The sequence below is a fragment of the Mycoplasmopsis caviae genome (genome assembly GCF_024498215.1).
GTDB classification, from domain to species: domain Bacteria; phylum Bacillota_I; class Bacilli_A; order Mycoplasmatales; family Metamycoplasmataceae; genus Mycoplasmopsis; species Mycoplasmopsis caviae.
Window position 1 is genome coordinate 385,827 of sequence record NZ_CP101806.1, and the last position, 25,877, is coordinate 411,703.

The window sequence follows — 25,877 nt, forward strand, 5'->3', positions numbered from 1 at the left end:
TTTTATTTTTTGAGAAATTTTTGTTTTGGTAACCTATTTCTAAATAATACTAACTGTAAGATAATCATTTTGTCTATTTTTAATCCATAAATCTAAAAATTGTTTATTATTATAATTATAAAAGGAGTATGAAATGTTATATATTAATCTACATGTTGACCTTCCAGAAGGTAAAAAAATAAAAAAACAAAATAGCAATGAGTTTGATTATGTCATTAAAGATTATGAGACAATTCCTGGTAAAAGATATCGAAGAGAAAATAGAGTTTTAGTCGGAAAAGTATCAAAAGTTGATCCAACAAAAATGCATCCAAATGACAATTATTTTTCACTTTACGGGGAAATTGATGCTGTACAAGTTAGTGAGCCAGGAGAACACGATGACACAATAAGTGTCGGGTCGGTTTTAGTTATGCAACATATTATGAATGAACTTGGAATAAGTCGTATTCTTGATGAAATTTTCGAAGATAAATCAGACTTAATTAAGTCTTTACCTATCTATTATGTTAATGAAAGAACAAGTGTACACCAGCATTTTTCAAATTGACTATTTGACAATTTTTCATATCTTGAAAATGTGCCATCTAACTCAACAATTTCAAGATTAATAAATCAAGAAGTAACATCTAAAAAGATAAATGAATTCTTAAAATTATGAACTGAATCATTGCATAATAGCTCACTAGATTTAAATAAAATTTTGGTTTCAATTGACTCAACAAACTTCAATGTAAATTCAAATAAAATTGACTTGAGCGAATATGGAAAAGCAAAGATTGATGAAAAATTAAGACAAATAAACTTGGCATATGCACTTGAACAAAAATCGGGTTTACCATTATTTTATGATATTTTTCCAGGTTCAATAACAGATCAAACCCAATGCGAATTAATGCTCCAAAAAGCCCTTGACTATAAATTTAAAGATGTAAGATTTGTAATGGATAGAGGCTATTTTACAGGCGAAAACGTCAAATATTTAAATGATAATAAACTTGAATTTATAATAATGGCAAGAGATTACTATAGTACACTAAAAAAACTCATTAATGATAATAAGCATCAAATTACAAATAAATCAAAAACATATTTAGAAGATCATAACTGCTTTGGAGTTAAAACAAGAGCCAAAGTTTTTATAGATGATAATAATGAATATTTTGTTTATCTAATGTATTCAGATGTTAAGGCTTCACTCGAGAGAGAAATATACAATAATAAGATTCAAATATTCAAAAACCAATTAAGAAATGTTAAGAAAATTAATGATGGAATTATAAACACATACTCAAAATATTTTGATTTTGTTGTTGATGAAAATGACAATATTAAGACTATTTATACAAATGATAATGAAAGACAAAGAGCATATGATAATGCAGGATATTATGCATTAATTTCAAATGTTGATTTAAGTGTTGAAGAAGTTTTAGAATCATATAGAAACAGGGATGTTATTGAAAAAACTTTTATGGCTTTAAAATCTAATATAGGTTTTGAAAAAAGACATGTAGGTAATGTCATAGCAATAGAATCTAGAACATTCTTAGTTTTTATTTCAACAATAATTTGATCATATTTTACAAACAAGTGCCACACAATACTAAACAGTAGTTCAAATGAAACAGTTATAACTTTGTTAAATGAATTATCAAAAATTAAAGTTGTTAAACATTCAAACACATATAGAAAAAAATATGCATTAACTACAAAACAAAAAGAAATTCTAAGATGTTTTAATTTAGATGAAAATTTCATAAATGAATCTATTATTTTGATCAATGAAATATATAGTTAAATCCTATTAGTTGTATAAACTATGTAGAGTTTATGTTGTAATTATTAACATTTATGAATTAGAAAACAAAAAAATAATAAAATTTACAAATAAAATAAAATTAAATTGCTTTGAACTAATCTATTAAATCGAAATACTAATAGTTAATTAAATTTTACTAAAAAGCCTATAAAACAGGCTAATTAGTAAAATTTTTAAAAATTATAAGTTATTTGTAAAATATACAATTTTAATACTTTGTACTATTGAAATTTAGATAAAATTATTTGAAAATTATAAAAGTGAAGTGTCGCTAGTAACGAAACTTCACTTTTTTATAGTTCCTGTAAAATATTAATGATACAAATGAAAGGAACATACTAATTATATGCTAATTTTAAAATATCAAGATTTTACATGTATACATCAACAAATATTTAGAGGTATTAAGAATCATTTCGGTTATTCATTAACTAAACATTATGAAGTAAATTATGACAAATTATTACTTGAATATGCGATCAAGAGATATGCAGAAAAAAGAAATATACAAAACCCAAATAGAATTACAGTTTCTATGGTTTTAAGATTCATCGAAATCATAAAACGACACAATAATATTTCAAGTATTGCCAATGAATTAAACTGTTCTAAAAAGACAGTTAGAAAACTGTTTAATAAGTTAAATTCTGGTCCTAAATTTCCAGTAGGAAAAACAAGATATATATGCAGTATATGTGAGAAGAAAAACCCCACTGTACAAATTTTAGATCCTGTACCATTTATTAATGAGATATCTAATTATGCTTTTTCTCGTACATATTTTGAAAGTAAAAAAATACAGAGAAAATGAGTACCAATCTTAACTTTTTATAGTAAATTAGTTAAAAATTATAATAAGAATAAGAACTGTAAGGACGGTAAAAATAAAGCAATAAAAATGTCTGTTAGAACTATTATTGACGAGTTTAAAAAAGTTATGAAAGAAGGCGACTTTTGTCCGAAACCAGTAACATTCTATAAATTCTTGCAAAAGAACCCAGGTATTGTCAGTTTAGACATATTGCCCTATAAATCAGTTGGAAAAGGTCAAAACAAAAAGAAAAAAACTTGCACACCAAAAGTAAAAACCCCAGGTTTATCAATACATTTAAGACCTGAAAGTATTAATCAAAGAATGAATGCAAATGACTATGAAATGGATACAGTTGTTGGCTTAATTGGAATTGATTATTGAAGATTATTGACATTGATAAATCGTAAAACAAGAATGGCATATGCTGTTCTTGTAAAAGGTAATGCTAAATCAGTAAAAGAAGGTTTATTGTGATTAATTAAGCGTTACAACTTGCATATTGATTCATTAACAATTGATAATGGAATTGAAAATCGCAGGTTAGATGAAATTGAATGTATAGGACAAATATATCATACCGATTCTTATGCATCAAATCAAAAAGGTTCAATCGAAAATATGCATAAGTTCATAAGATATTTTGTTGCAAAAGGAAAGAGTTTTAACTCATTAACTAATAGCGATGTTCAACATATTATGTTTAGAATTAATTCAATTAAAAGATACTCAGCAGTTAATTATCCATCAGGTTTGAGTCCTATTGAATTTCATAAACTAGAAACAAATATTGACCTAACAAACTTATTCCTACAAGATTAAAACAAAAGCAAAAAAGACGCCGCGCGGGGGTATACCCCCGTTACCTCCCTTCCCCCTTCTTCATTCTTTACTTAGAATTAAAATATTGTTTTATGCGAATAAAACATTTTTTGTCGTGCATTTATTCATTATTTGCATTGTTTCTTCTGGAAAATCGTATAATTTTTTTACATTAATATTTATAGGCACTTCACTTTTATAATTTGCAAGATAAAATTATTTGCTCATTTACTATAAAAATGAGTGTTTTATTATATAATAATAAAGAATTTTATAATAAGGGAAAAATGAGGAAAGGAGGGCACGTTAAATGAAGAACTTTTTTGCAAATACAGGTTTCAAAATTTCTAAGTTTTTTTATACTTTCAAAAATAAGTGAATACTATTTTGAAGTACAAAAGAAATAACAAAAAAATTATTATATACGTTATTGTTATTGTCAATTTATATCTTAATGACAACAATTAAGGCACCATTTGTAAATTTAGCTAATACAAACATTAATGATGACCCTTTTTTAAATACTCTTAACCTTGTTGGTGGTGGGGGTCTTAAAAATTTTTCATTGGTTGCATTGGGTATTAGTCCATTTATTAATGCAAGTTTAATAATGTCTCTTTTGCAAACCAAGCTTTTTCCACCAATTCAAAAACTTAGTCAAAGTGGTCCACAAGGTCGTAGAAAACTAAACATTATTACTAGAATATTAACATTAATAATCGCTTTTCCTCAAGCTATCCTATTAACAAAATCGCTTGGTGCAGGTGATAATCCTTTTATCATTTTTAATCCAATAAAAGCGTTTCACCCAGGTGTTACAACTTTTTTTGTTTTACCGTTAATTTTAATTGCTGGTTCATTGTTTTCATTGTTTATAGCTGAACAAATAACAGACAAAGGCTTAGGAAATGGAACAAGTTTAATTATTTTTGTTGGTATTGCATTCCAATTACCTACTCAATTTAAAGGTGCATTCAGTTTGTTTGTCGGTAGCGAGAGCACAACAGCAATTTTTGTTGGAGCATTAAAATTCTTAACTTATTTATTTGTTTACTTTGGATTATTATTTATTATTACATTAGTTTATAATGCTGAAAGACATATTCCAATTCAACAAATAGGAGCTGGCAGAAGTAGAAATATCAATGAAATGGGTAAGTTACCAATTAAGTTAAACCCAGGTGGAATTATGCCAATAATTTTTGCTTCTATGCTAGTAAGTTTTCCAATTATGATTGCAAGAATTTTACCAAGTGGAAATTCAGGAAAATTATGAATTGAAGCTAATATGCAATTTAGACAACCGCTAGGATTGTCATTGTTAATTCTAATTACATTCTTTTTCAGTTATGTAATTGGACTTCAACAATCAAAGATTGATAAAATTTCAGAAGACTTTGCTAAAAATTCTACTTTTATTCCAGGACTTAGACCTGGCGAAGAAACTGAAGATTACTTAATAGGGATTGTTTTAAGACTTTGTACATTTAGTGGTTTCTATTTAGTTTTTTTAGCTTCATTTCAATATATTATGATTTTAGGTTTAAATATACCTGCTATTGTAAGTTTTGGTGGAACAGGTATGATGATTTTAGTTTCTGTTGCTCTTGAAACTATTCAACAATTTCTTGCAAGACGCAAAAGTCAGCATCTTGCTAAACAAAAACGTCTTTCAAAAGAAGCGGCAGAAGTGATTAATTTCCAAAACAAATATGAAGAAAATGATCCTTTTGCTTCAGACGATCAAAAAGTTGATAATCAATCAAAAGATTATGACAAATACAAAAATGGAGATGGTTTATTATGATAAATAAAGTTACCCAACATGTCGTTTTTATGGGACCACCAGGAGTTGGTAAAGGTACTGTTGCTGCTCTTATATCTCAAAAATATGGTTTAGTTCATGTTTCAACTGGCAATATATTTCGAGAAGAAATTGCATCTCAAAGTGATCTTGGTTTACAGGTTAAGAAAATTGTTGAAAGTGGTCAATATGTTCCAGATAGTATCACAAATGAAATTGTTAAGAATAAGATTCAAGCATTAATGAACGAAAAAAAGATAATAATGCTTGATGGTTATCCTAGAACTATTGAACAAGTTAATTTTTTGAATAGTATTCCTAATTTTAAATATGTTGCATTAGAATTAAGTGCGCCAGAAGAAGTTATTTTAAAAAGATTAAATGGCCGTAGACAATGCCAAAATTGTAAGGCAAGTTTTCACATTGACTTTATGCCATCAAAGAAAGGCAAAGATTGTGACAAGTGTGGTAGCGAATTAATCTTGAGAAAAGATGACTCAATTGAAGCTATTAAAGTTCGTCAAAAAGTTTATCACGATCAGACAGCTCCATTGCTTAATTATTATAAAGAGAATAATTTGCTATTGACATTTGATGCTATTAGCGAACCTGAATCAATTGCTAAAAATGTAGTTGAATCATTATCAAAATTTAAAAGTAAATAATATGTAGAAAGTAGCAGACTTATGATAACTATTAAAAATGAACAAGAAATTATTAATATTACTCAAAGCTGCAAAATCCTGGCAGAAGTTAAAAAAATTGTTTATGACTTTGTAAGACCAGGGGTTTCATTAAAAGAAGTGGATTCAATCGCTTTTAATGAAATAGTCAAAAGAGATGCTCGACCAGCTTTTAAAGGTTTATACGGTTTTCCCGCAACCTGTTGCATCTCGGTGAATGAAGAATTGATCCATGGAATTCCAAGTGATTACATTATTAAAGATGGCGATATAGTAAAAGTTGACATAGGATGTGATTACAAAGGAATGAAGAGTGATAGTGCCTTCACAAAAGGTGTTGGTAATATCAGTGATAGTGATAAAAAAATAATTAAAGTAGCACAAGAGTCATTTTATGCTGGTCTCGAGGCAATTAAACCTGGAGCAAGAGTTGGTGATGTAAGTGCTGCTATTGGTAAGGTTATAAGGCAAAATAATTTATATACACCTAGACAATATAGTGGACATGGAATTGGTCGCGAGGTCCACGAAGATCCATATATTTTTAATGATGGTCATGCTGGAACTGGACCTTTATTAAAAGATGGAATGGTAATTTGTATTGAGCCAATGATTTTGCAAAAAAATGCAAAAGTAAAGGTAAAGAGTGACAAATGAACCGTTGTAAGTGCTAGTGGTTTAAATGCTGCACACTATGAGCACACTGTTTTAATCAAAAATGGTAAAGGTGTTATATTAACGAAAGGAATCTAAATGGCAAAAGACGCAATTAAAATGAAAGCAATTGTTAAGGAAGCTTATTCAACAGATGAATATGATGTTGAACTTGAAAACGGAATGGTCATCAAGGCTCACATTTCAGGAAAAATGCGAGTTAATCACATTCGTATTTTGCCTGGTGATACTGTCGATGTTGAAATTAGTCCTTACAATTTATCTTTAGGGCGAATAACTTATCGTCACAAATAGATTAATAAGGAGATATTATGAAAGTTAGAGCAAGTGTTAAAAAAATGTGTAAAGATTGTCGCATTATTAAACGTAAGGGAATTATTAGGGTAATTTGCTTATTGCCAAAACACAAACAAAGACAAGGATAAAAGAGGAATTAAATGGCTAGAATTTTAAATATTGAAATTCCTAATAATAAACGTGTTGTTATATCATTAACATACATTTATGGAATAGGAAGAACTCGTGCACAAGAAATTTGTGCCAAGGCTAAGATTAATGAAAATCTTAGAGTTAAAGATTTATCAGAAGAACAATTAAGTGCAATTCGTGAAGTAGCAAAAGAATACACAACTGAAGGTGATCTTCGTCGTGAAACAAGCTTAAACATTAAGCGTTTAATGGAAATTAAGTGCTACCGTGGTATTCGTCACAGAAAAGGCTTACCTGTTAGAGGTCAATGTACACAAAAGAATGCTCGTACACGTAAAGGTCCTCGTAAAACAGTTGCAGGTAAAAAATCTAAATAATAGATAGGAAGAGGAATTAATTATGGCTAGAAAAACCAAAAAGAAAAATATAACAAATGGTGTAGCACACATTCACTCAACAAATCAAAATACTATTGTTACCTTTGCTGACGAAAAAGGAAATGTTATTGCATGAAGTTCTTCTGGTGCTATTGGGTACAAAGGAACCAAGAAAAAAACTCCTTATGCAGCAGGTTTAGCTGCACAAGCTGTTGCTGAAGCTGCAAAAGAGCATGGTATTAAAAGTGTAAAAGTTCAACTAAAAGGTTTAGGTGCAGGTAAAGATGCAGCTAGAAAACAAATTGAAGTTGCAGGTATCACAGTAACTGAAATTAAAGATGTTACACCAGTTCCACATAATGGAACAAGACCTCCAAAACGTATTCTTAAACGTGAAGCTAAAAAATAATTAAAGGAGTTGAATAACTATGGAAAAGATGACAAAATTAGAGTACCAAAAGGTTACTAAATTAAATAATTCAACTTCAAATGTAACTACATTTACTCTTCAACCACTTGAACGTGGTATGGGCCAAACATTAGGTGTTGCCCTACGTCGTATTTTACTTTCAAATATAACATCATTAGCACTTTTTGCTGTTAAAATTGAAGATGTTAATCATGAATTCCAAGTAGTTGATGGTTGTGTTGAAGATGTTGCCACAATTATTATGAATTTAAGAAAAGTAAGATTTCAATATAATCCAGAATTTGTTAGGGATGATGAAATTATTAAAGTAACACTAAAAGCTGATCAACCAGGGGAAGTTACTTCAAGGTTGTTAGAAGTTAATAATTCAAGTATTGAAATTTTAAATAAATCATTAGAGATTGCACACTTATCTGCAAGCGGAAAACACAAATTAAATATTGAATTATATTTAAAGCCAGGGCGTGGATTTATTTCTAATGAAGAAAATAAAAAACTTCTAAATAATTCATCAATTACAACAAGAATGGAATCGAAAATTAAAAACGGAATTTTTATTGCTACTGATAGTAATTTTAGTCCAATTGAAAAGGTTAATTATACAGTTGAGGAATTAAACTCATCATCAAACAAAATTGAAGAAAAATTGACATTTTCGTTCCAAACTGATGGAACTGTTGATCCAAAGAGTGCTTTACAACAAGCATGTGAAATCCTAGTTGGACACTTTAAATTAATTGGTAATGTTGATGAAATGAAAGTAAATGTATTTGCTGAGGAAAGTGAACAAACATTAGAAGTTAATGACAATGATGTAGACATTAATTCATTAAATCTTTCTGTCCGTTCACTTAATGCACTTAAGAGAATAGGCAAGACAAAAATTTCTCAAGTTGCAGAGATGTCTCTTGAAGAATTAGAACAAGTTAAAAATCTTGGTCGTAAATCACTTGACGAAATTCAACAACGTATAAAAGAATATGGATATGAACTAAGTAAAGGAGAAGAATAATGGCTAATCCAACACAAATTTATAGTCGTGATACTAAATGAAGAAAAGGTGTTATTCGTACCTTAGTTAGTGAACTATTTTTACATGGACGTTTGACTACAACACTTACACGTGCTAAGGAATTACGTCGTCATGCAGAAAAATTAATTACAAAGGCAAAAAACCCAACATTAGCAAATCGTCGTATTGCCGCTAGTTTCTTACGCACAATTGTTAATAATGAAAGCAAAAAAGATGTTTTAAAAATTTTATTTGAAGAAATTGCTCCAAGCTACATGAATCGTAATGGTGGATATACGCGTATTTATAAATTAGTTTCACGTGCTGGAGATAATGCACCTATGGCTATTATCGAATTAGTTAAAGGTGAAAAAGTTAAAACAAGTAAAATGGAAAAAACATCAAAAGACAACGACACAAAGATATCAACACCTAAGACATCAAAAAGTAAAAAAGATGCTAAGGTAACTAAATAATATTTTACTAAAAGAGTTATTTTATAGTTATTTAGATAAATTTCAACAAATCTTAATTTTAATTTTATATCACTAATTATAAGGCAATTAAAGGCCTTATTTTTTTATTTTTCTTACTTAATTAACAATTATTAGTATTACTAATAAGGTTCTCTTTCATTGCAAAACAACAACTAAAATCTAATAGTACTAAAACTGGTGTAATACTTGCATAATTTAAGACTAAAAAAATTGATAATTTTCTTCTATTTTGTCCAATTTTTAAGGTTGTAAAAATTATAGCCAAAACACATAAAAGTTTGGCTATTTTTTAACCAAAACAGCAAAAAATGTGTTATTTTTTGTTTTTGTGTGTACAACATTAAGGTTTACCGCATTTTTAAATGTTAAATTACATTTTTTAAAATTTTGCATATTAAAACATACAACATCATTAAGAAGTTGCTTTTAATTAATTCATTTTGTCTTCAATCCTAAAGTTTTTTCATAACTTTTGGGGATTGACATCATTTGTTAATTTCTTTTTAAATATTCTTCAATCAACAAATAAATTGTTGATTGAAATAAAAATAACTTATTTAATAAGTATTGAGCCGTTGGCTCTTATTAAGACCTGTCGGTCTTAAGAAGCAAAACTTCTTTTTGTCTTGCCAGACAGGCTTTCTTCTTTTTAAAAAGAAGAAACAAGAAAAACTTACTTAAATGATTTGTAATTAGCGTCAATAAATTCCTTCATTTCTTTTGTAATATCATTTAACTTTTCAAGATTTTCACTTAATAGTTTTTTAATAAATTCAATGTCTTTATTGTTTGGGTTTGCAGAATTCTTAAATATATTTTCAAGTTTTTCAAATGTACTGGATGTTCATGTTCTATTATGAAGCATGGTTTTAATTGTAGCTCTTACACCTTGATGTTGTGGATCAAGATTTTTTGATATTGCATATACATCGATTGCACTCAATTCGTTTCCTTTCGGTACTCTGGCTTCATATTTTCTTTTCCCTCAACAAAGAATAATTTATTTTCAGGAGTTACCATAAGCTTTGCCTCTCCACTTTCAAACATAGAAACCCTAGCGCCATTATTATCAAATGGAGCAAGATATTTGTTGTCATATCTCACAGTATGATTAACTATTTTTCTTTTAATTACAAGATTCATCTCTTCTTCAAAAATTTCAGTATTTGGCTTTCTAAAAACATTTGATTTTTACTTACTGCTTCGGCCTTTTTAAATTGTTTGTTGTATTCATCAATTAAAAGTTCAATTTTTCCCAAAAAGTCTTCAAAACAGTTGATTCCGTTTGTATGAAAGAATGTTCCTATTCATCTTTGCAATGTTCAAAATGATCTTTCAACATTTGGTTTTGCCTTTGGATTGTCGCTTGTTATAAGTTCAATTCCTCTTGCATTTAGTGCTTCTTCCATAGTTGTTCTTGTACTATCTGAACCTCAAAAAGTTCTTCTTCTATCCGTTATTATTACTTGTGGAATGCCATACCTTTTAAATAATTGTGTTAGAAGATTTTGATATCCAATTGTTGTTTCCTCAATGTCAATTCAGATTGCTAACAAACTTTTTGTTGCTGCATCAACAGCATTATAAATATGGTACTTCTTACTTTCTCCAAAAAGATGAAGTGGTGTTGCATCAATTTCAATAATTTGCCCAAAATCATAGTCAGAACTTTTATTTTGGTAAACACCTTTTAATGGATTTTTATTTAGAATTTTTCATAAATTTTAATAAACTGTGCCTCGATTTTAGAAATATCTTGACCGTTTTCTAAAAACATTCTTCTTCTCTTAATCTCATTTTTTACTTTTCTCGTTGCATATGAACTGCAATAACCAAGTCTAAGCATTCTTTTATAAAAGGTAGTGAAAGGCAACAATTTTTTTCATCATTAGTAAGTCTCATTATTGTAAAAATGCAACAAGGCTACACTAAGATCACCTTTTGATATTTTCTCAATATGTTCCACTAATTCATAATATCTATTAGTTAAATCAATAATAACTGAATCACTTACTTTCACACCCCTAAGTTTATTTTTATTACCATGTGATATACTGATTGCATCTTGGTTATTTGTAGATGCAATCAATATTTGATTTCTATATCTTTTAATTGTTTTTGTTGATGTTCTACAACCCAATTTTCCTAATATTTTTGATATTTCGGCATTTGGTCTATTTCAATATTGTTGAATTTTTTAAATCTAAAATTTTTTTATCTTCATAATCAGTTGTTTTACCTGTATCAACTGCTTGAAATCTGGTTTTAATTACAAGATTTTCCATAATTTAAATTCTCCTTTTTAAAATAATAATTGAAACCTAAAAATGGACAAAATAAAAGATAAAAACAGGGTGGACAAAATAAAATAAAACCATTACTTGCATAATTTAAGACTAAAAAAATTAATTTCATAATATAATATTTCTATTATGATTAAAGTACAAGATATAGTATTTTCTTATCCAGAAGCTAAAACAAAAGCTCTTAACGGGCTTAATTTTACTATACCTGATGGAAAATATGTTGCTATATTAGGCCATAATGGTTCAGGCAAGAGTACTTTTAGTAAATTACTTGTTGCTTTGTACAAACCATCTTCTGGTTCAATTGAAATAAATGGAACTGTAATTTCAAAAAAAACAATTAGAGAAATTAGAAAAAAAATTGGAATAATTTTTCAAAATCCCGATAACCAATTTGTGGGTGCAAGTGTTGAAGACGATATTGCTTTTGGACTTGAAAATCAACAAGTTCCTCAAAAAGATATGAAATCAATAATTGAAAATCTAGCTGAAAAAGTTGATATGAAAGATTACTTGACAAGAGAGCCTCAATTTCTTTCTGGTGGTCAAAAACAAAGAGTTGCTATTGCTTCTGTTTTAGCATTAAACCCTGAAATAATAATTTTTGATGAAGTTACATCAATGCTTGATCCAAAAGGTAAAAACAAAGTGCTTAAAATTATTAAGGAAATTCAAAAAACAAGAGAAAAAACCTTAATTTCAATTACACATGATATGGATGAAGCTATTCAGGCCGATTATTGTTTAGTGTTTTCTAAGGGTCAAGTTGTGGCAAACGGTTCCCCAAAGGAGATTTTGAGAAATAAAAAAATTATTGAGCTAGCAAAAATAGATTCGCCTTTTATTTATAAACTTAGTGAAAAAATAGATAATATTGAACCTACATATGATGAAGAGGAGTTGTTAAATCAATTATGCAAATAAAAGTAAAAGATTTAGAGCATATTTTTAGTCGTAGAACGCCAATGGAATTCAAAGCATTAAATGGTGTAAATGCAACAATTAATCAGGGCGAATATATAGGAATTATTGGTCAAACCGGTTCAGGCAAAACAACATTTATAGAACATTTAAATGCTCTTATTTTGCCTTGAGGTGGTTCAATTGAATGAATTTTTGAAAATGAGAAAAAAGACAAAAAAACAGGTAAGAGTGAAAAATTTATTGATTCTTATATAGTTCAAAAAAAACAAAAAAAAGTTAAAAAAGCTAAGGATATTAGAAAAAGGGTTGGAATTGTTTTTCAATTTGCTGAGTATCAATTATTTGAATCGACTATTAGAGATGATATTGCTTTTGGTCCTAGAAGTTTCGGCGTTCCAAAAACAGAAGCATACGAGAGAGCTAGTGAATATCTTAAATTGGTTGGTCTTGATGAATCATATTTAAATAAGTCCCCTTTTGGCCTTAGTGGTGGTCAAAAAAGAAGAGTTGCACTAGCTGGTATTTTAGCAATGGAACCGGACATATTAATTGCTGATGAACCTACTGCTGGATTAGATCCAGTTGGTGTTAGGGAAATATTAGATATATTTGATAAGTTACATAAAAAAGGAAAAACCATTATTATTGTTACACATGATTTAGATAATGTTTTAGAAGCAACAAAAAGAGTAATGATTTTTAAAAATGGCAAAATTGTTAAGGACGGCGACACATACGAGATTTTAAGAAATACAGAATTTCTAAGGGAAAATAATATGGAACCACCTAAATTATTAGATTTTGTTTCAAAATTAGAAACAAGAGGAATTAAGGTTCCAAAGGTAACTTCAATAGATGACCTTGCCCAATTTCTTAATCAGAGAATGAAAGGAGGTGTTTAATGAAGTCTCCTATTGGTCGTTATTATCCACATGAGACATTAATTCATAAGCTTGATCCAAGATTAAAGTTAATTATTAATATAATTTATATAGTTCTAACATTTTTTGTAAACTATTTTATTTCACTTGTGATACTTCTAGTACCATTATTAATAGCTTTTGTTATTGGTTCAAGAAGAATATATCCACTGTTTAAATTAATGATTATGCCATTAATAATTGGATTTTTTATTCTTTTTGTAAATATTTATACAATGAAGATGCCACCTGGTTCACTTGAAGATTTAAACTATACTCGAATAATTCCTTGAGGAGGTCATAGCAAGTATGCCCTTACATTAGAAGCATTAGCAAGAACAGGTGCATTAATCATAAGAATTTACATAATGATTATGATTACAACATTACCATTAATCACAACTAAACCGATATTACTTACAAAAGCACTTGAAGATTTAATGTTTCCATTTAAATTATTGTTTATTCCAACTCATATCATTGCAATGATTGTTTCAATAGCTTTAAGGTTTATACCTACTCTTTTTGAAGAAGCTCAAAGAATAATGAAAGCTCAAGCTAGCCGCGGCGTGGATTTCAAAAATGGTAAGATAAAAGAAAAAGTAAAATCATTTACTACATTAATAATTCCTTTATTTGTTACTTCGTTTGCAAAAGCAGAAGATTTATCCAATGCCATGGAAACGAGAGGATATGATCCATATGCAAAAAGAACAAAATATCGTAAATTAAGAATTAAATGAATAGACATCTTATTCTTAATTTTAACAATTGGACTTATTTTGTTTATTGCTTTTGGTCAAAGCGAAAGGTTCGACTTTCTTCCTTATTGATATAAGTTTACATATTTTAAATATTAATTTACTAAATTTTATAATGACCTTAAACCATATTTTGGTAAAATGGTCATTTTTATTTTTTTAAAAACAGATATGTGTTAAATTGATATTAGCTTGTTTCAACAAGTACTATAAAACAGTACTTTTAGTAAATTAGCAATTTTTTAAATTTAAAAACAATGTTAAAAAATGATAAAATTAATTAGTAAATTAAATGAGTAAGGAATATAGAATGAGTAAAAAAAGAATAGTATTTGCTTTCGATTTAGACGGGACATTATTAACTGATGGTGTAAATGCTCACCCAGAAACACAAGATGCCATCATAAAGTCATATAATCAAGGACACGCCAACATAATTTGTACTGGGCGTGGTTTGCAAAAAACTCTGCCATTATTAAAAACAATTAAAGGTATTAATTATTTTGTTTGTTCTAATGGGGCGCTTTTTTACGATGTTGAAAAGGATTATTATAGAGTATTAGGTGAGGTTGACAAATCGATTTTTAATGAATTATTTGATTATGCTAATACAAATAATTTAATTTTAACAATTGATACTCCTGACTTTAATGGTTCTTGATCTAAAAATAGTGATAAAAATATACTACCAGAATGAGTTAGCAAACAAAACAAATTAAGTGATAAAAATCCACATTTTTTAAAACCCTTATCAGCATTAACTAGTGTATTAAATAATCCTGAAAGTAAAATTACTCAAATGGCAATTAGAAATCCACTCGATAGTGCTCAAGAAACTACTAAACACTTTCAAGGAAGATTAAAAGGTAAACAAAAAGTCTTTCTAACCAATTCAATTTATACTGATGTTAATCCATTACATACAACAAAGTGATATGGTCTAAAGACTCTACTTGATTACTTAAAAATTGACACACATGAACTATACTGTTTTGGAGACAGTGGCAATGACATTGAAATGCTTCAAAATGCTCACATTGGCTATGCTATGGGAAATGGAACCAATGATGCAAAATTAGCAGCAGATAAAATTATAGGTTCAAATTTGACAGGAGCAATAGGTCAAGTAATTAATGAAATTCTTGAAAAAAATTAATAATATTGAACTTCTGCGATTTGAGTTATTAAGTTGGCTCCATTTTTAATTAAAATGTTATTACCATCATCATAACTCAATCCTGGATAACAATATACTTCCTTGTTATTATTTGCAAAAGCAGTCGCGAGATTCAAAATGCCTGAATCATTTTTGCTACTATATATGATAAGAAATTCACTTAACATAGACATCAATATATTTCTTTCTTTAAATCTAAATAATTTTGCATGCGTATGTGGTGGATATTGACTAATATACAATTCATTTTCTAAATTATGTGTTTCCTTTAAATAATTGAATCCATATGGCAAAATATGGACTATTCCTTTTTTATTCTCTCTGTATATGTCAACAAATTTTTGGTCCAAATTCTTAAAGTCGTTAGTAATTAGTACAAAGTTTTCTAGCATTGCATTTTGTGATTTCTTGATATTAAGATCAACAAGTGGGGATTGAATATCACCTGTTAAGCACACTGATTTCTTATTTAACAATTCAATATTGCCCTTGTAAAATAAAACATGTGGCAAGTATCTATATTGTTTTAAAGATTCAGGATAATTATAATCTAGTGCACAAATATATTTTATGTCCTTTTCTTCTAGTTCTTTTAGTACTGAATCAATTTCATCCTGTGAAATTTTTTTATTACTTTTTAAAAACTTATATATCTCAAAGACATTTCCTTCAAATTTATAACTTAAATAAACTAATAATGGATTCATATTTCCTCCTTATATTTACCTAGCCATTTTTTTAATAAAAAAAGCAAAAAAATTTTTTTATTTTCAATAATGTGGAAATGTTTCACTATTTTTCCCAAAAGGTACATTAAAGCAAGAAAAAAGATAAAATTTTAACATGGGAATTTTTCCCATTAATGTTTAATAAACATTATTTAATTACTATTTATTTTTAAGGAGATAGATTTTATGGCAAAAACAATGAAGGCTTTTGTTGTTGATAAACCAAAACAATGAAGTATTAAGGAAGTCGCAATCCCTACACCTGGACCTAAACAAGTTCTTATTCGTATGGAAACTTCTGGAGTATGTCACACTGACTTACACGCTGCAAATTATGATTGATTAGTTGAACCTAAATACCCATTAATTCCAGGGCATGAAGGTATTGGTATTGTTGAAAAATTAGGACCTGGATGTACACGTCTTAAAAAAGGTGACAGAGTTTGTTTAGCTTGATTACATGACGCATGTGGTTCTTGTGAGTGATGTTTGCAAGGTGAAGAAACACTTTGTCCTAAGCAAAATATGTCAGCATATACATTTGATGGTTCATTTGCTGAATATGCAATTGGGCACGAAGATTATGTAGGAATTGTTCCTGATGGATTAGATATCATATCTGGTGCACCTATCGTGTGTGCTGGTGTTACAACCTATAAAGCTATTAAAAGAGCTAAAGCTCGTCCAGGATACTGAATGGCTGTTATCGGTGTTGGTGGACTTGGACAATTAGCAATCCAATATGCTAAAGCAATGGGATATAGACCAATTGGTATTGACCTAAGTGATGAAAAATGTGAATTAGCAATTAAATCAGGTGCTGAATTTGCATTCAACTCAAAGAAGGATCCAGACTTTATTAAAAAGTTGATTGAAAAGACTGGCGGTGGAGCACATGCTGTAATTAACACCTCTGTTGCCACAATTGCTGGTGAACAAGGTATGGAAATGCTTCGCCGTGGAGGACGTCAAATTTTAGTTGGTCTTCCATCAAAAGACAAACTTGGTAAAGACAATGTTGGTGTTTCTGTATTTTGAACAGTATTATTCCAAAGAGAATTAGCTGGATCAATTGTTGGTACAAGACTTGATTTACAAGAATCACTTCAATATGCAGCAGAAGGTAAAGTTAAATCAGAAGTTACAAGAGTTATTAAACTTGAAGAAGTTCCTGAGGTTTTTGACAAACTACAAAAAGGTGAATTCCTTGGTCGTGCCGTTATTGACTTTGGTTACAGAGGTAAAAAATAAAATCTGCCTAAATTCTAACAAGATCATTTTCAAATGATCTTGTTTTCTTTTACTAATCATAATTAAATAAATATGAAGCTTAAAATATTTTCAAATCCAAACTCAAAAACAGTTTTATTTTTCTTAAAAAGAAAAAAGTCTGATAATTTTCTTCTATTTTGTCCAATTTTTAAGGTTGTAAAAATTATAGCCAAAACACATAAAAGTTTGGCTATTTTTTAACTAAAACAGCAAAAAATGTGTTATTTTTTTGTTTTTGTGTGTACAACATTAAGGTTTACCGCATTTTTTAAATGTTAAATTACATTTTTTAAAATTTTGCATATTAAAACATACAACATCATTAAGAAGTTGCTTTTAATTAATTCATTTTGTCTTCAATCCTAAAGTTTTTTCATAACTTTTGGGGATTGACATCATTTGTTAATTTCTTTTAAATATTCTTCAATCAACAAATAAATTGTTGATTGAAATAAAAATAACTTATTTAATAAGTATTGAGCCGTTGGCTCTTATTAAGACCTGTCGGTCTTAAGAAGCAAAACTTCTTTTGTCTTGCTAGACAGGCTTTCTTCTTTTTAAAAAGAAGAAACAAGAAAAACTTACTTAAATGATTTGTAATTAGCGTCAATAAATTCCTTCATTTCTTTTGTAATATCATTTAACTTTTCAAGATTTTCACTTAATAGTTTTTTAATAAATTCAATGTCTTTATTGTTTGGGTTTGCAGAATTCTTAAATATATTTTCAAGTTTTTCAAATGTACTGGATGTTCATGTTCTATTATGAAGCATGGTTTTAATTGTAGCTCTTACACCTTGATGTTGTGGATCAAGATTTTTTGATATTGCATATACATCGATTGCGCTCAATTCGTTTCCTTTCGGTACTCTGGCTTCATATTTTCTTTTCCCTCAACAAAGAATAATTTATTTTCAGGAGTTACCATGCTTTGCCTCTCCACTTTCAAACATAGAAACCCTAGCGCCATTATTATCAAATGGAGCAAGATATTTGTTGTCATATCTCACAGTATGATTAACTATTTTTCTTTTAATTACAAGATTCATCTCTTCTTCAAAAATTTCAGTATTTGGCTTTCTAAAAACATTTGATTTTTTACTTACTGCTTCGGCCTTTTTAAATTGTTTGTTGTATTCATCAATTAAAAGTTCAATTTTTCCCAAAAAGTCTTCAAAACAGTTGATTCCGTTTGTATGAAAGAATGTTCCTATTCATCTTTGTAATGTTCAAAATGATCTTTCAACATTTGGTTTTGCCTTTGGATTGTCGCTTGTTATAAGTTCAATTCCTCTTGCATTTAGCGCTTCTTCCATACTTGTTCTTGTACTATCTGAACCTCAAAAGTTCTTCTTCTATCCGTTATTATTACTTGTGGAATGCCATACCTTTTAAATAATTGTGTTAGAAGATTTTGATATCCAATTGTTGTTTCCTCAATGTCAATTCAGATTGCTAACAAACTTTTTGTTGCCGCATCAACAACGATTATAAATATGGTACTTCTTACTTTCTCCAAAAAGATGAAGTGGTGTTGCATCAATTTCAATAATTTGCCCAAAATCATAGTCAGAACTTTTATTTTGGTAAACACCTTTTAATGGATTTTTATTTAGAATTTTTTCATAAATTTTAATAAACTGTGCCTCGATTTTAGAAATATCTTGACCGTTTTCTAAAAACATTCTTCTTCTCTTAGCTCATTTTTTTACTTTTCTCGTTGCATATGAACTGCAATAACCAAGTCTAAGCATTCTTTTATAAAAGGTAGTGAAAGGCAACAATTTTTTTTCATCATTAGTAAGCTCATTATTGTAAAAATGCAACAAGGCTACACTAAGATCACCTTTTGATATTTTCTCAATATGTTCCACTAATTCATAATATCTATTAGTTAAATCAATAATAACTGAATCACTTACTTTCACACCCCTAAGTTTATTTTTATTACCATGTGATATACTGATTGCATCTTGGTTATTTGTAGATGCAATCAATATTTGATTTCTATATCTTTTAATTGTTTTTGTTGATGTTCTACAACCCAATTTTCCTAATATTTTTGATATTTCGGCATTTGGTCTATTTCAATATTGTTGAATTTTTTAAATCTAAAATTTTTTTATCTTCATAATCAGTTGTTTTACCTGTATCAACTGCTTGAAATCTGGTTTTAATTACAAGATTTTCCATAATTTAAATTCTCCTTTTTAAAAAATAATTGAAACCTAAAAATGGACAAAATAAAAGATAAAAACAGGGTGGACAAAATAAAATAAAACCATTATTATTTTTCTTAAAAAGAAAAAAGTCTTTAGAAAACTATAAAATTAAATTGTAGGGTATTTTTCCTTACTAATGTTTAATAAACATTATTTAATTACTATTTATTTTTAAGGAGATAGATTTTATGGCAAAAACAATGAAGGCTTTTGTTGTTGATAAACCAAAACAATGAAGTATTAAGGAAGTCGCAATTCCTACACCAGGACCAAAACATGTACTTATTCGTATGGAAACTTCAGGTATATGTCACTCAGACTTACATGCTGCAAATGCTGATTGATTAGTTCAACCTAAATATCCATTAATTCCAGGCCATGAAGGTATTGGCATTGTTGAGAAATTAGGACCTGGATGTACACGTCTTAAAAAAGGCGACAGAGTTTGTTTTGCTTGTTTCCACGAGGCTTGTGGTTCATGTGAGTTTTGTCTACAAGGTGAAGAAACACTTTGTCCTAAACAAAATTTAACTGGTTTTACAGTTGATGGCTCATTTGCTGAATATGGTATTGGGCATGAAGACTATGTTGGAATAATACCTGAAGGTTTTGATTTAGTATCAGGTGCTCCAATTGGTTGTGCTGGTGTTACAACATATAAAGCAATTAAGAGATCTAATGCGCGTGCTGGCCAATGAGTTGCTGTTATTGGTGTTGGTGGTTTAGGTCAAGTAGCTATTCAATTTGCAAAAGCGATGGGTTACAAACCAATTGGTATTGATCTTAGTGATGAAAAATGTGAATTAGCTATCAAATCAGGTGCTGAATTTGCATTCAATTCAAAGAAGGATCCAGACTTTATTAAAAAGTTGATTGAAAAGACTGGCGGTGGAGCACATGCTGTAATTAACACATCTGTTGCCACAATTGCTGGTGAACAAGGTATGGAAATGCTTCGCCGTGGTGGACGTCAAGTTTTAGTTGGTCTTCCTCCTACGGACCAATTAGGCAAAGATAATGTTGGTGTTTCTGTGTTCTGGACAGTTTTATTTGAAAAAGAACTTGTTGGCTCAATCATTGGTACAAGACTTGACTTGCAAGAAGCTATTCAATATGCTCTTGAAGGAAAAATTAAATCTGAAATTACCAAAGTTATAAAACTTGAAGAAGTTCCTGAAGTTTTTGACAAACTACAAAAAGGTGAATTCCTTGGTCGTGCTGTTATTGACTTTGGTTACAGAGGCAAAAAATAGAATTACTATAATTTTAGCAAGATCATAAGATCTTGCTTTTTACTAATTACACTGTTTTATACGTAAATAATAAAAATTGCACATTAGTTACAATGTGCAAATATTTGATATTACTTAACTGATTTTTTAGCTGAACTAACTTTTTTAGTTGTTGCAGGTTTTTTTGTAGCACCAGTTTTTTTAGCAACTGTTGTTTTTGATGTTGAGGTTTTTTTAGTAGATGTTTTTGGTTTAACTTCTTTCTTATCTTCAACTTTTTTAGCAACAACAGGTTTTGAAAGAGAATTTGAAACTCTTTCTGGATATACAGAGGCATATGTTCTGTTTCTTCTTGTTTCAAATTTTACATATCCAGTAATTAAAGCAAATAATGTATCATCATTTCCACGCCCACAATTTGTACCTGGAAAAATCTTTGTACCACGTTGTCTAAAGATAATTGATCCAGCTGTACAGAATTGACCGTCACCTAATTTAATACCTAGTCTTTGACCACGAGAGTCACGACCATTACGGGTTGAACCACCGGCTTTCGTATGTGCCATTTTTTAAGTCCTATCCTACTATTTTAGTAATTTCTACACGTGTGTAAGGTTGACGGTGTCCTAATTTTCTCTTGTGAGTTGATTTAGGATTATGACGATATACAACTATTTTTTTTGCTTTGCCTTGTTTTTGGATTTTGCCAGTAACTTTGGCTCCTTTAAGATATGGTTTACCAATTTTGTTGTCAACTAGTAAAACTTTGTCAAAGTCAACGGTTGAACCTTCTTTACCTTCTATTTTTTCAATAAAGATTGTTTGACCCTCTTTAACTAAAATTTGTTTGCCCCCTGTTTCGATAATAGCAATCATGCTATACCTCCTGAATTTTGTGGCTCATCTTTGAGGTGGCTATATTTAGCTCTTAAACCTGTTTAGAATGGTTACAAAAGTAACAAAGTAATTATATATCAAAATTAATTTTTTTAGCATAAATTATAAGTCATGTAATGGTTTTATTTTATTTTGTCCACCCTGTTTTTATCTTTTATTTTGTCCATTTTTAGGTTTCAATTATTATTTTAAAAAGGAGAATTTAAATTATGGAAAATCTTGTAATTAAAACCAGATTTCAAGCAGTTGATACAGGTAAAACAACTGATTATGAAGATAAAAAAATTTTAGATTTAAAAAATTCAACAATATTGAAATAGACCAAATGCCGAAATATCAAAAATATTAGGAAAATTAGGTTGTAGAACATCAACAAAAACAATTAAAAGATATAGAAATCAAATATTGATTGCATCTACAAATAACCAAGATGCAATCAGTATATCACATGGTAATAAAAATAAACTTAGGGGTGTGAAAGTAAGTGATTCAGTTATTATTGATTTAACTAATAGATATTATGAATTAGTGGAACATATTGAGAAAATATCAAAAGGTGATCTTAGTGTAGCCTTGTTGCATTTTTACAATAATGAGACTTACTAATGATGAAAAAAATTGTTGCCTTTCACTACCTTTTATAAAAGAATGCTTAGACTTGGTTATTGCAGTTCATATGCAACGAGAAAAGTAAAAAATGAGTTAAGAGAAGAAGAATGTTTTTAGAAAACGGTCAAGATATTTCTAAAATCGAGGCACAGTTTATTAAAATTTATGAAAAAATTCTAAATAAAAATCCATTAAAGGTGTTTACCAAAATAAAAGTTCTGACTATGATTTTGGGCAAATTATTGAAATTGATGCAACACCACTTCATCTTTTTGGAGAAAGTAAGAAGTACCATATTTATAATCTTGTTGATGCGGCAACAAAAAGTTTGTTAGCAATCTGAATTGACATTGAGGAAACAACAATTGGATATCAAAATCTTCTAACACAATTATTTAAAAGGTATGGCATTCCACAAGTAATAATAACGGATAGAAGAAGAACTTTTTGAGGTTCAGATAGTACAAGAACAAATATGGAAGAAGCGCTAAATGCAAGAGGAATTGAACTTATAACAAGCGGCAATCCAAAGGCAAAACCAAATGTTGAAAGATCATTTTGAACATTGCAAAGATGAATAGGAACATTCTTTCATACAAACGGAATCAACTGTTTTGAAGACTTTTTGGGAAAAATTGAACTTTTAATTGATGAATACAACAAACAATTTAAAAAGGCCGAAGCAGTAAGTAAAAAATCAAATGTTTTTAGAAAGCCAAATACTGAAATTTTTGAAGAAGAGATGAATCTTGTAATTAAAAGAAAAATAGTTAATCATACTGTGAGATATGACAACAAATATCTTGCTCCATTTGATAATAATGGCGCTAGGGTTTCTATGTTTGAAAGTGGAGAGGCAAAGCATGGTAACTCCTGAAAATAAATTATTCTTTGTTGAGGGAAAAGAAAATATGAAGCCAGAGTACCGAAAGGAAACGAATTGAGTGCAATCGATGTATATGCAATATCAAAAAATCTTGATCCACAACATCAAGGTGTAAGAGCTACAATTAAAACCATGCTTCATAATAGAACATGAACATCCAGTACATTTGAAAAACTTGAAAATATATTTAAGAATTCTGCAAACCCAAACAATAAAGACATTGAATTTATTAAAAAACTATTAAGTGAAAATCTTGAAAAGTTAAATGATATTACAAAAGAAATGAAGGAATTTATTGACGCTAATTACAAATCATTTAAGTAAGTTTTTCTTGTTTCTTCTTTTTAAAAAGAAGAAAGCCTGTCTAGCAAGACAAAAGAAGTTTTGCTTCTTAAGACCGACAGGTCTTAATAAGAGCCAACGGCTCAATACTTATTAAATAAGTTATTTTTATTTCAATCAACAATTTATTTGTTGATTGAAGAATATTTAAAAAGAAATTAACAAATGATGTCAATCCCCAAAAGTTATGAAAAAACTTTAGGATTGAAGACAAAATGAATTAATTAAAAGCAACTTCTTAATGATGTTGTATGTTTTAATATGCAAAATTTTAAAAAATGTAATTTAACATTTAAAAAATGCGGTAAACCTTAATGTTGTACACACAAAAACAAAAAAATAACACATTTTTTGCTGTTTTGGTTAAAAAAATAGCCAAACTTTTATGTGTTTTGGCTATAATTTTACAACCTTAAAAATTGGACAAAATAGAAGAAAATTATCATTTTTTTAGCATAAATTATAAGTCATGTTTAGGCCCCTGTGAATTCCAAAACAATTTGAACACTTTATGGTAATTTTTCATAAGATGATTTTATGAATAAAGACGTAAAAAAATAAGTGTCAAATTGAAGAATCATTCAGAATTTTAAAAACAACATTTGAAGTTAGACCGATTTATCTTTAAAAAAAGAATGTATTGAATGACATTTTGCGTTGTGTTATTTAACATTAGCAATTCATAGATTATTAGAATTCTCACTTGAGTCAGTTATACATCCTTTATGTTTACTACAGACAACATTGTCAATACATTAAGGAAACTTTGACTGGTTAATTTTAAGGATTTAAACAGTTCAAATAAGTACTTTTAAAACTAAAAGAAACAATAATTTATAAGTGTTTAAGACAAGTTTTGGGCATAAAACGATTGCCAAAACGGGGAAAAACAAAAGAACTTGAACAATGATAACACAAATTTAAGCGGTTTAAAATTTACTAATACAACTATTTTCTTGACTTTGACACTTTAGCCATTAAAACATATTAAAAATAAGGCTCATATACATAGTATATGAATTTTTTATTTTTTCTTGTAATTCTAGTAAAACATAGTATAATATAATTATGTTTGTTAAAGTTATTAGAGTTAGAAATAAAGAATATGTTAATATTGTGAAAAGTTATTGAGATAAGGAAAGCAAATCTTGTAAACATAAGGTTGTCCAAAATTTGGGATTATTATCCAAATTAGAAGAAAACGATCCTAATTTTTTAGAAAACCTGAGAAATGAATTTAAAAAGTATTCAAAAGATAAGGAAGAAAAGAAGTACTTTTAGGCAGAATGCTTGGGACATTTAAAGATGTTTTATCTGACGATAACGTTGACGGTGAATATGATATTAGAGATGAAAACAAGATACACAATAAATATCAGAATGAATTAGAAGTTTTAAATTATGGCAATTTAATACTAAACAATGTTTACCGAAAGTTAGATCTAGATAAATATTTTGAGAAATCAAAGAGTATGAAAAGAATCAAATATGATTTGAACAATATTGTCCAAAATTTAGTCGCAATGAGATTTTTAAAACCTTGTTCAAAAAGTAAAACATTTAATATTTTTAATGAGTATACAATAAAGAATGATGACACTCTTAAATCAATTTACAGAAGCCTTGAAATTTTGTGTGATGAAAGGCTAGATATCATTGAACATATCAACAAAAAATTAGCTGAACTATTTGATAGAAACCTAAAAGAAACATTTTACGATGTTACAACTGTTTACTTTGAAAGTATTGAAAAAATGACTTGTTAGATTACGGATTTTCTAAGGATGCAAAAATTAATAATGTACAGGTTGTTCTTGGGATGATGATTGACGCTTATGGAATTCCAATTGCATACAAATTGTTTGCCGGAAATACATGTGATTTTAAGACTTTTATCCCTTTTATAAAGGAAGTTAAGGAAAAATTAGGTATTGAAAATATTACTGTTATTGCAGACAGAGGGTTAAACTCTGGTCCTAATCTTTTAGAACTTAAAAAGATGGTTTTGAGTTCATAATGTCTCACAAAATTAAAGGAAATAAGAACCTTGTTCCGGCATTATAGATCTTGCAACATATGAGCAAGCAGTGAAGCGTTTTTATGTAAAAAAGCACCATTAACTAAAAAATTAAGGATGAATTAGGACTTGATAATTCATTGGATGGAAATTTAATTTTAAGTTTTTCAGAAAAAGAAGAAAAAAGATCAAAGTGATAGAGAAAGACTGATTAAAAAAGCC

Annotated in this window: 35 protein-coding genes and 2 pseudogenes; 25 read left to right on the forward strand and 12 right to left on the reverse strand. The window is 28.6% G+C overall.

The annotated features are described in order from the left end of the window. The first annotated feature begins 133 nt into the window (after nt 1–133). The 11 genes and pseudogenes from NPA07_RS01850 to rplQ all read left to right on the forward strand — a co-directional run. A complete protein-coding gene (locus NPA07_RS01850) occupies nt 134–1,801 on the forward strand; it encodes an IS1634 family transposase (RefSeq protein WP_126117927.1) in 1,668 nt (555 codons plus the stop codon). A gap of 367 nt (nt 1,802–2,168) precedes the next feature. Continuing rightward, the gene (locus NPA07_RS01855; RefSeq protein WP_126117926.1) at nt 2,169–3,455 is read left to right on the forward strand and encodes an IS30 family transposase; all 1,287 of its coding nucleotides are present in this window, start codon (nt 2,169–2,171) and stop codon (nt 3,453–3,455) included. Between the two features lie 310 nt (nt 3,456–3,765). Continuing rightward, nucleotides 3,766–5,265, forward strand: coding sequence for a preprotein translocase subunit SecY (gene secY, locus NPA07_RS01860; protein ID WP_126117925.1), 1,500 nt, complete (start codon nt 3,766–3,768; stop codon nt 5,263–5,265). After that, complete coding sequence (locus NPA07_RS01865; RefSeq protein ID WP_126117924.1) at nt 5,259–5,924, forward strand: adenylate kinase family protein; 666 nt, start codon at nt 5,259–5,261, stop codon at nt 5,922–5,924. Before secY ends, NPA07_RS01865 begins: the two co-directional genes overlap by 7 nt. Before the next feature lie 21 nt (nt 5,925–5,945). After that, on the forward strand, nt 5,946–6,695 hold the full coding sequence (map, locus tag NPA07_RS01870; protein WP_126117923.1) for a type I methionyl aminopeptidase: 750 nt from the start codon (nt 5,946–5,948) through the stop codon (nt 6,693–6,695). After that, nucleotides 6,696–6,911: a translation initiation factor IF-1 gene (gene infA / locus NPA07_RS01875; RefSeq protein ID WP_126117922.1), complete on the forward strand. Its 216-nt coding sequence runs from the start codon at nt 6,696–6,698 to the stop codon at nt 6,909–6,911. Between the two features lie 17 nt (nt 6,912–6,928). Further along, nucleotides 6,929–7,042 carry a 50S ribosomal protein L36 gene (rpmJ, locus tag NPA07_RS01880; protein ID WP_126117921.1) on the forward strand — a complete coding sequence of 38 codons (114 nt, stop codon included), beginning with the start codon at nt 6,929–6,931 and terminating at the stop codon, nt 7,040–7,042. 12 nt (nt 7,043–7,054) lie between these two features. Beyond that, a complete protein-coding gene (rpsM, locus tag NPA07_RS01885) occupies nt 7,055–7,423 on the forward strand; it encodes a 30S ribosomal protein S13 (RefSeq protein ID WP_126117920.1) in 369 nt (122 codons plus the stop codon). Between the two features lie 22 nt (nt 7,424–7,445). Then, the gene (gene rpsK / locus NPA07_RS01890; protein ID WP_126117919.1) at nt 7,446–7,832 is read left to right on the forward strand and encodes a 30S ribosomal protein S11; all 387 of its coding nucleotides are present in this window, start codon (nt 7,446–7,448) and stop codon (nt 7,830–7,832) included. A gap of 19 nt (nt 7,833–7,851) precedes the next feature. Continuing rightward, nucleotides 7,852–8,865, forward strand: a complete 1,014-nt coding sequence (locus NPA07_RS01895; RefSeq protein WP_126117918.1) for a DNA-directed RNA polymerase subunit alpha — start codon at nt 7,852–7,854, stop codon at nt 8,863–8,865. Continuing rightward, nucleotides 8,865–9,227: pseudogene (rplQ, locus tag NPA07_RS01900) on the forward strand (50S ribosomal protein L17); the annotation flags it as partial. The gene NPA07_RS01895 and the pseudogene rplQ, both read left to right, overlap by 1 nt. Nucleotides 9,228–10,035: 808 nt before the next feature. Here the strand turns inward: rplQ and NPA07_RS01905 are convergent. The 5 genes from NPA07_RS01905 to NPA07_RS01925 all read right to left on the reverse strand — a co-directional run bounded on the left by NPA07_RS01905 (nt 10,036) and on the right by NPA07_RS01925 (nt 11,502). Then, complete coding sequence (locus NPA07_RS01905) at nt 10,036–10,305, reverse strand: hypothetical protein (protein ID WP_256553166.1); 270 nt, start codon at nt 10,303–10,305, stop codon at nt 10,036–10,038. Next, nucleotides 10,245–10,505 (reverse strand): hypothetical protein, encoded by a 261-nt coding sequence (locus NPA07_RS01910; protein WP_256553171.1) that lies wholly within the window; start codon nt 10,503–10,505, stop codon nt 10,245–10,247. The genes NPA07_RS01905 and NPA07_RS01910 overlap by 61 nt, the downstream gene beginning before the upstream one ends. Continuing rightward, nucleotides 10,493–10,918, reverse strand: a complete 426-nt coding sequence (locus NPA07_RS01915) for a hypothetical protein (protein ID WP_256553273.1) — start codon at nt 10,916–10,918, stop codon at nt 10,493–10,495. The genes NPA07_RS01910 and NPA07_RS01915 overlap by 13 nt, the downstream gene beginning before the upstream one ends. 149 nt (nt 10,919–11,067) lie before the next feature. After that, a complete protein-coding gene (locus NPA07_RS01920) occupies nt 11,068–11,208 on the reverse strand; it encodes a hypothetical protein (protein WP_256553244.1) in 141 nt (46 codons plus the stop codon). A 42-nt stretch (nt 11,209–11,250) separates the two neighbouring features. Further along, a complete protein-coding gene (locus NPA07_RS01925) occupies nt 11,251–11,502 on the reverse strand; it encodes a hypothetical protein (RefSeq protein ID WP_256553103.1) in 252 nt (83 codons plus the stop codon). A gap of 292 nt (nt 11,503–11,794) precedes the next feature. Between NPA07_RS01925 and NPA07_RS01930 the strand changes: the two genes are divergently transcribed. The 4 genes from NPA07_RS01930 (at nt 11,795) to NPA07_RS01945 (ending at nt 15,429) form a co-directional block, all read left to right on the forward strand. Further along, the gene (locus NPA07_RS01930; protein WP_126117916.1) at nt 11,795–12,592 is read left to right on the forward strand and encodes an energy-coupling factor transporter ATPase; all 798 of its coding nucleotides are present in this window, start codon (nt 11,795–11,797) and stop codon (nt 12,590–12,592) included. After that, nucleotides 12,583–13,494 (forward strand): energy-coupling factor transporter ATPase, encoded by a 912-nt coding sequence (locus NPA07_RS01935; protein WP_126117915.1) that lies wholly within the window; start codon nt 12,583–12,585, stop codon nt 13,492–13,494. The genes NPA07_RS01930 and NPA07_RS01935 overlap by 10 nt, the downstream gene beginning before the upstream one ends. Further along, nucleotides 13,494–14,372, forward strand: coding sequence for an energy-coupling factor transporter transmembrane component T family protein (locus NPA07_RS01940; protein ID WP_126117914.1), 879 nt, complete (start codon nt 13,494–13,496; stop codon nt 14,370–14,372). Before NPA07_RS01935 ends, NPA07_RS01940 begins: the two co-directional genes overlap by 1 nt. Nucleotides 14,373–14,583: 211 nt before the next feature. Then, nucleotides 14,584–15,429 (forward strand): HAD family hydrolase, encoded by an 846-nt coding sequence (locus tag NPA07_RS01945; protein ID WP_126117913.1) that lies wholly within the window; start codon nt 14,584–14,586, stop codon nt 15,427–15,429. Here the strand turns inward: NPA07_RS01945 and NPA07_RS01950 are convergent. After that, nucleotides 15,426–16,157, reverse strand: a complete 732-nt coding sequence (locus NPA07_RS01950; RefSeq protein WP_126117912.1) for a DNA-processing protein DprA — start codon at nt 16,155–16,157, stop codon at nt 15,426–15,428. The two genes, NPA07_RS01945 and NPA07_RS01950, sit on opposite strands and share 4 nt — an antisense overlap. Before the next feature lie 219 nt (nt 16,158–16,376). Between NPA07_RS01950 and NPA07_RS01955 the strand changes: the two genes are divergently transcribed. After that, nucleotides 16,377–17,429, forward strand: a complete 1,053-nt coding sequence (locus NPA07_RS01955; RefSeq protein ID WP_126118635.1) for a zinc-dependent alcohol dehydrogenase — start codon at nt 16,377–16,379, stop codon at nt 17,427–17,429. 602 nt (nt 17,430–18,031) lie between these two features. Here the strand turns inward: NPA07_RS01955 and NPA07_RS01960 are convergent. From NPA07_RS01960 to NPA07_RS01975, 4 genes are all read right to left on the reverse strand, one after another. Then, nucleotides 18,032–18,301 (reverse strand): hypothetical protein, encoded by a 270-nt coding sequence (locus NPA07_RS01960; RefSeq protein WP_256553166.1) that lies wholly within the window; start codon nt 18,299–18,301, stop codon nt 18,032–18,034. Then, a complete protein-coding gene (locus tag NPA07_RS01965) occupies nt 18,241–18,378 on the reverse strand; it encodes a hypothetical protein (RefSeq protein ID WP_256553137.1) in 138 nt (45 codons plus the stop codon). Before NPA07_RS01965 ends, NPA07_RS01960 begins: the two co-directional genes overlap by 61 nt. Continuing rightward, entirely contained in the window at nt 18,359–18,766 is a 408-nt protein-coding gene (locus tag NPA07_RS01970) for a hypothetical protein (protein WP_256553274.1), read from the reverse strand. The genes NPA07_RS01965 and NPA07_RS01970 overlap by 20 nt, the downstream gene beginning before the upstream one ends. A gap of 75 nt (nt 18,767–18,841) precedes the next feature. Continuing rightward, nucleotides 18,842–19,498 (reverse strand): hypothetical protein, encoded by a 657-nt coding sequence (locus NPA07_RS01975; RefSeq protein ID WP_256553275.1) that lies wholly within the window; start codon nt 19,496–19,498, stop codon nt 18,842–18,844. A 374-nt stretch (nt 19,499–19,872) separates the two neighbouring features. On the opposite strand from NPA07_RS01975, the gene NPA07_RS01980 reads away from it, so the two are divergent. Then, nucleotides 19,873–20,925, forward strand: a complete 1,053-nt coding sequence (locus tag NPA07_RS01980; RefSeq protein WP_126118634.1) for a zinc-dependent alcohol dehydrogenase — start codon at nt 19,873–19,875, stop codon at nt 20,923–20,925. Between the two features lie 275 nt (nt 20,926–21,200). Here NPA07_RS01980 and rpmA read toward each other — a convergent pair. Together rpmA and rplU are read right to left on the reverse strand one after the other, a co-directional pair. Next, a pseudogene (gene rpmA / locus NPA07_RS01985) lies at nt 21,201–21,470 on the reverse strand (50S ribosomal protein L27); the annotation flags it as partial. Between the two features lie 10 nt (nt 21,471–21,480). Beyond that, nucleotides 21,481–21,780, reverse strand: a complete 300-nt coding sequence (rplU, locus tag NPA07_RS01990; protein WP_126117910.1) for a 50S ribosomal protein L21 — start codon at nt 21,778–21,780, stop codon at nt 21,481–21,483. Nucleotides 21,781–22,206: 426 nt separating this feature from the next. On the opposite strand from rplU, the gene NPA07_RS01995 reads away from it, so the two are divergent. From NPA07_RS01995 to NPA07_RS02030, 8 genes are all read left to right on the forward strand, one after another. Beyond that, on the forward strand, nt 22,207–22,407 hold the full coding sequence (locus NPA07_RS01995; RefSeq protein ID WP_256553151.1) for a hypothetical protein: 201 nt from the start codon (nt 22,207–22,209) through the stop codon (nt 22,405–22,407). A 59-nt stretch (nt 22,408–22,466) separates the two neighbouring features. Then, nucleotides 22,467–22,745 carry a hypothetical protein gene (locus NPA07_RS02000; RefSeq protein WP_256553276.1) on the forward strand — a complete coding sequence of 93 codons (279 nt, stop codon included), beginning with the start codon at nt 22,467–22,469 and terminating at the stop codon, nt 22,743–22,745. Further along, nucleotides 22,739–23,293, forward strand: coding sequence for a hypothetical protein (locus tag NPA07_RS02005; RefSeq protein ID WP_256553277.1), 555 nt, complete (start codon nt 22,739–22,741; stop codon nt 23,291–23,293). The genes NPA07_RS02000 and NPA07_RS02005 overlap by 7 nt, the downstream gene beginning before the upstream one ends. Continuing rightward, nucleotides 23,274–23,411, forward strand: coding sequence for a hypothetical protein (locus NPA07_RS02010; RefSeq protein ID WP_256553071.1), 138 nt, complete (start codon nt 23,274–23,276; stop codon nt 23,409–23,411). Before NPA07_RS02005 ends, NPA07_RS02010 begins: the two co-directional genes overlap by 20 nt. Continuing rightward, nucleotides 23,351–23,620, forward strand: a complete 270-nt coding sequence (locus tag NPA07_RS02015; protein ID WP_256553166.1) for a hypothetical protein — start codon at nt 23,351–23,353, stop codon at nt 23,618–23,620. The genes NPA07_RS02010 and NPA07_RS02015 overlap by 61 nt, the downstream gene beginning before the upstream one ends. 1,086 nt (nt 23,621–24,706) lie before the next feature. Next, complete coding sequence (locus tag NPA07_RS02020) at nt 24,707–24,919, forward strand: hypothetical protein (protein ID WP_256553208.1); 213 nt, start codon at nt 24,707–24,709, stop codon at nt 24,917–24,919. Between the two features lie 5 nt (nt 24,920–24,924). Further along, nucleotides 24,925–25,404 (forward strand): hypothetical protein, encoded by a 480-nt coding sequence (locus NPA07_RS02025; protein WP_256553278.1) that lies wholly within the window; start codon nt 24,925–24,927, stop codon nt 25,402–25,404. Beyond that, nucleotides 25,398–25,655 (forward strand): transposase, encoded by a 258-nt coding sequence (locus NPA07_RS02030; RefSeq protein WP_256553279.1) that lies wholly within the window; start codon nt 25,398–25,400, stop codon nt 25,653–25,655. The genes NPA07_RS02025 and NPA07_RS02030 overlap by 7 nt, the downstream gene beginning before the upstream one ends. Nucleotides 25,656–25,877: the final 222 nt, after the last annotated feature.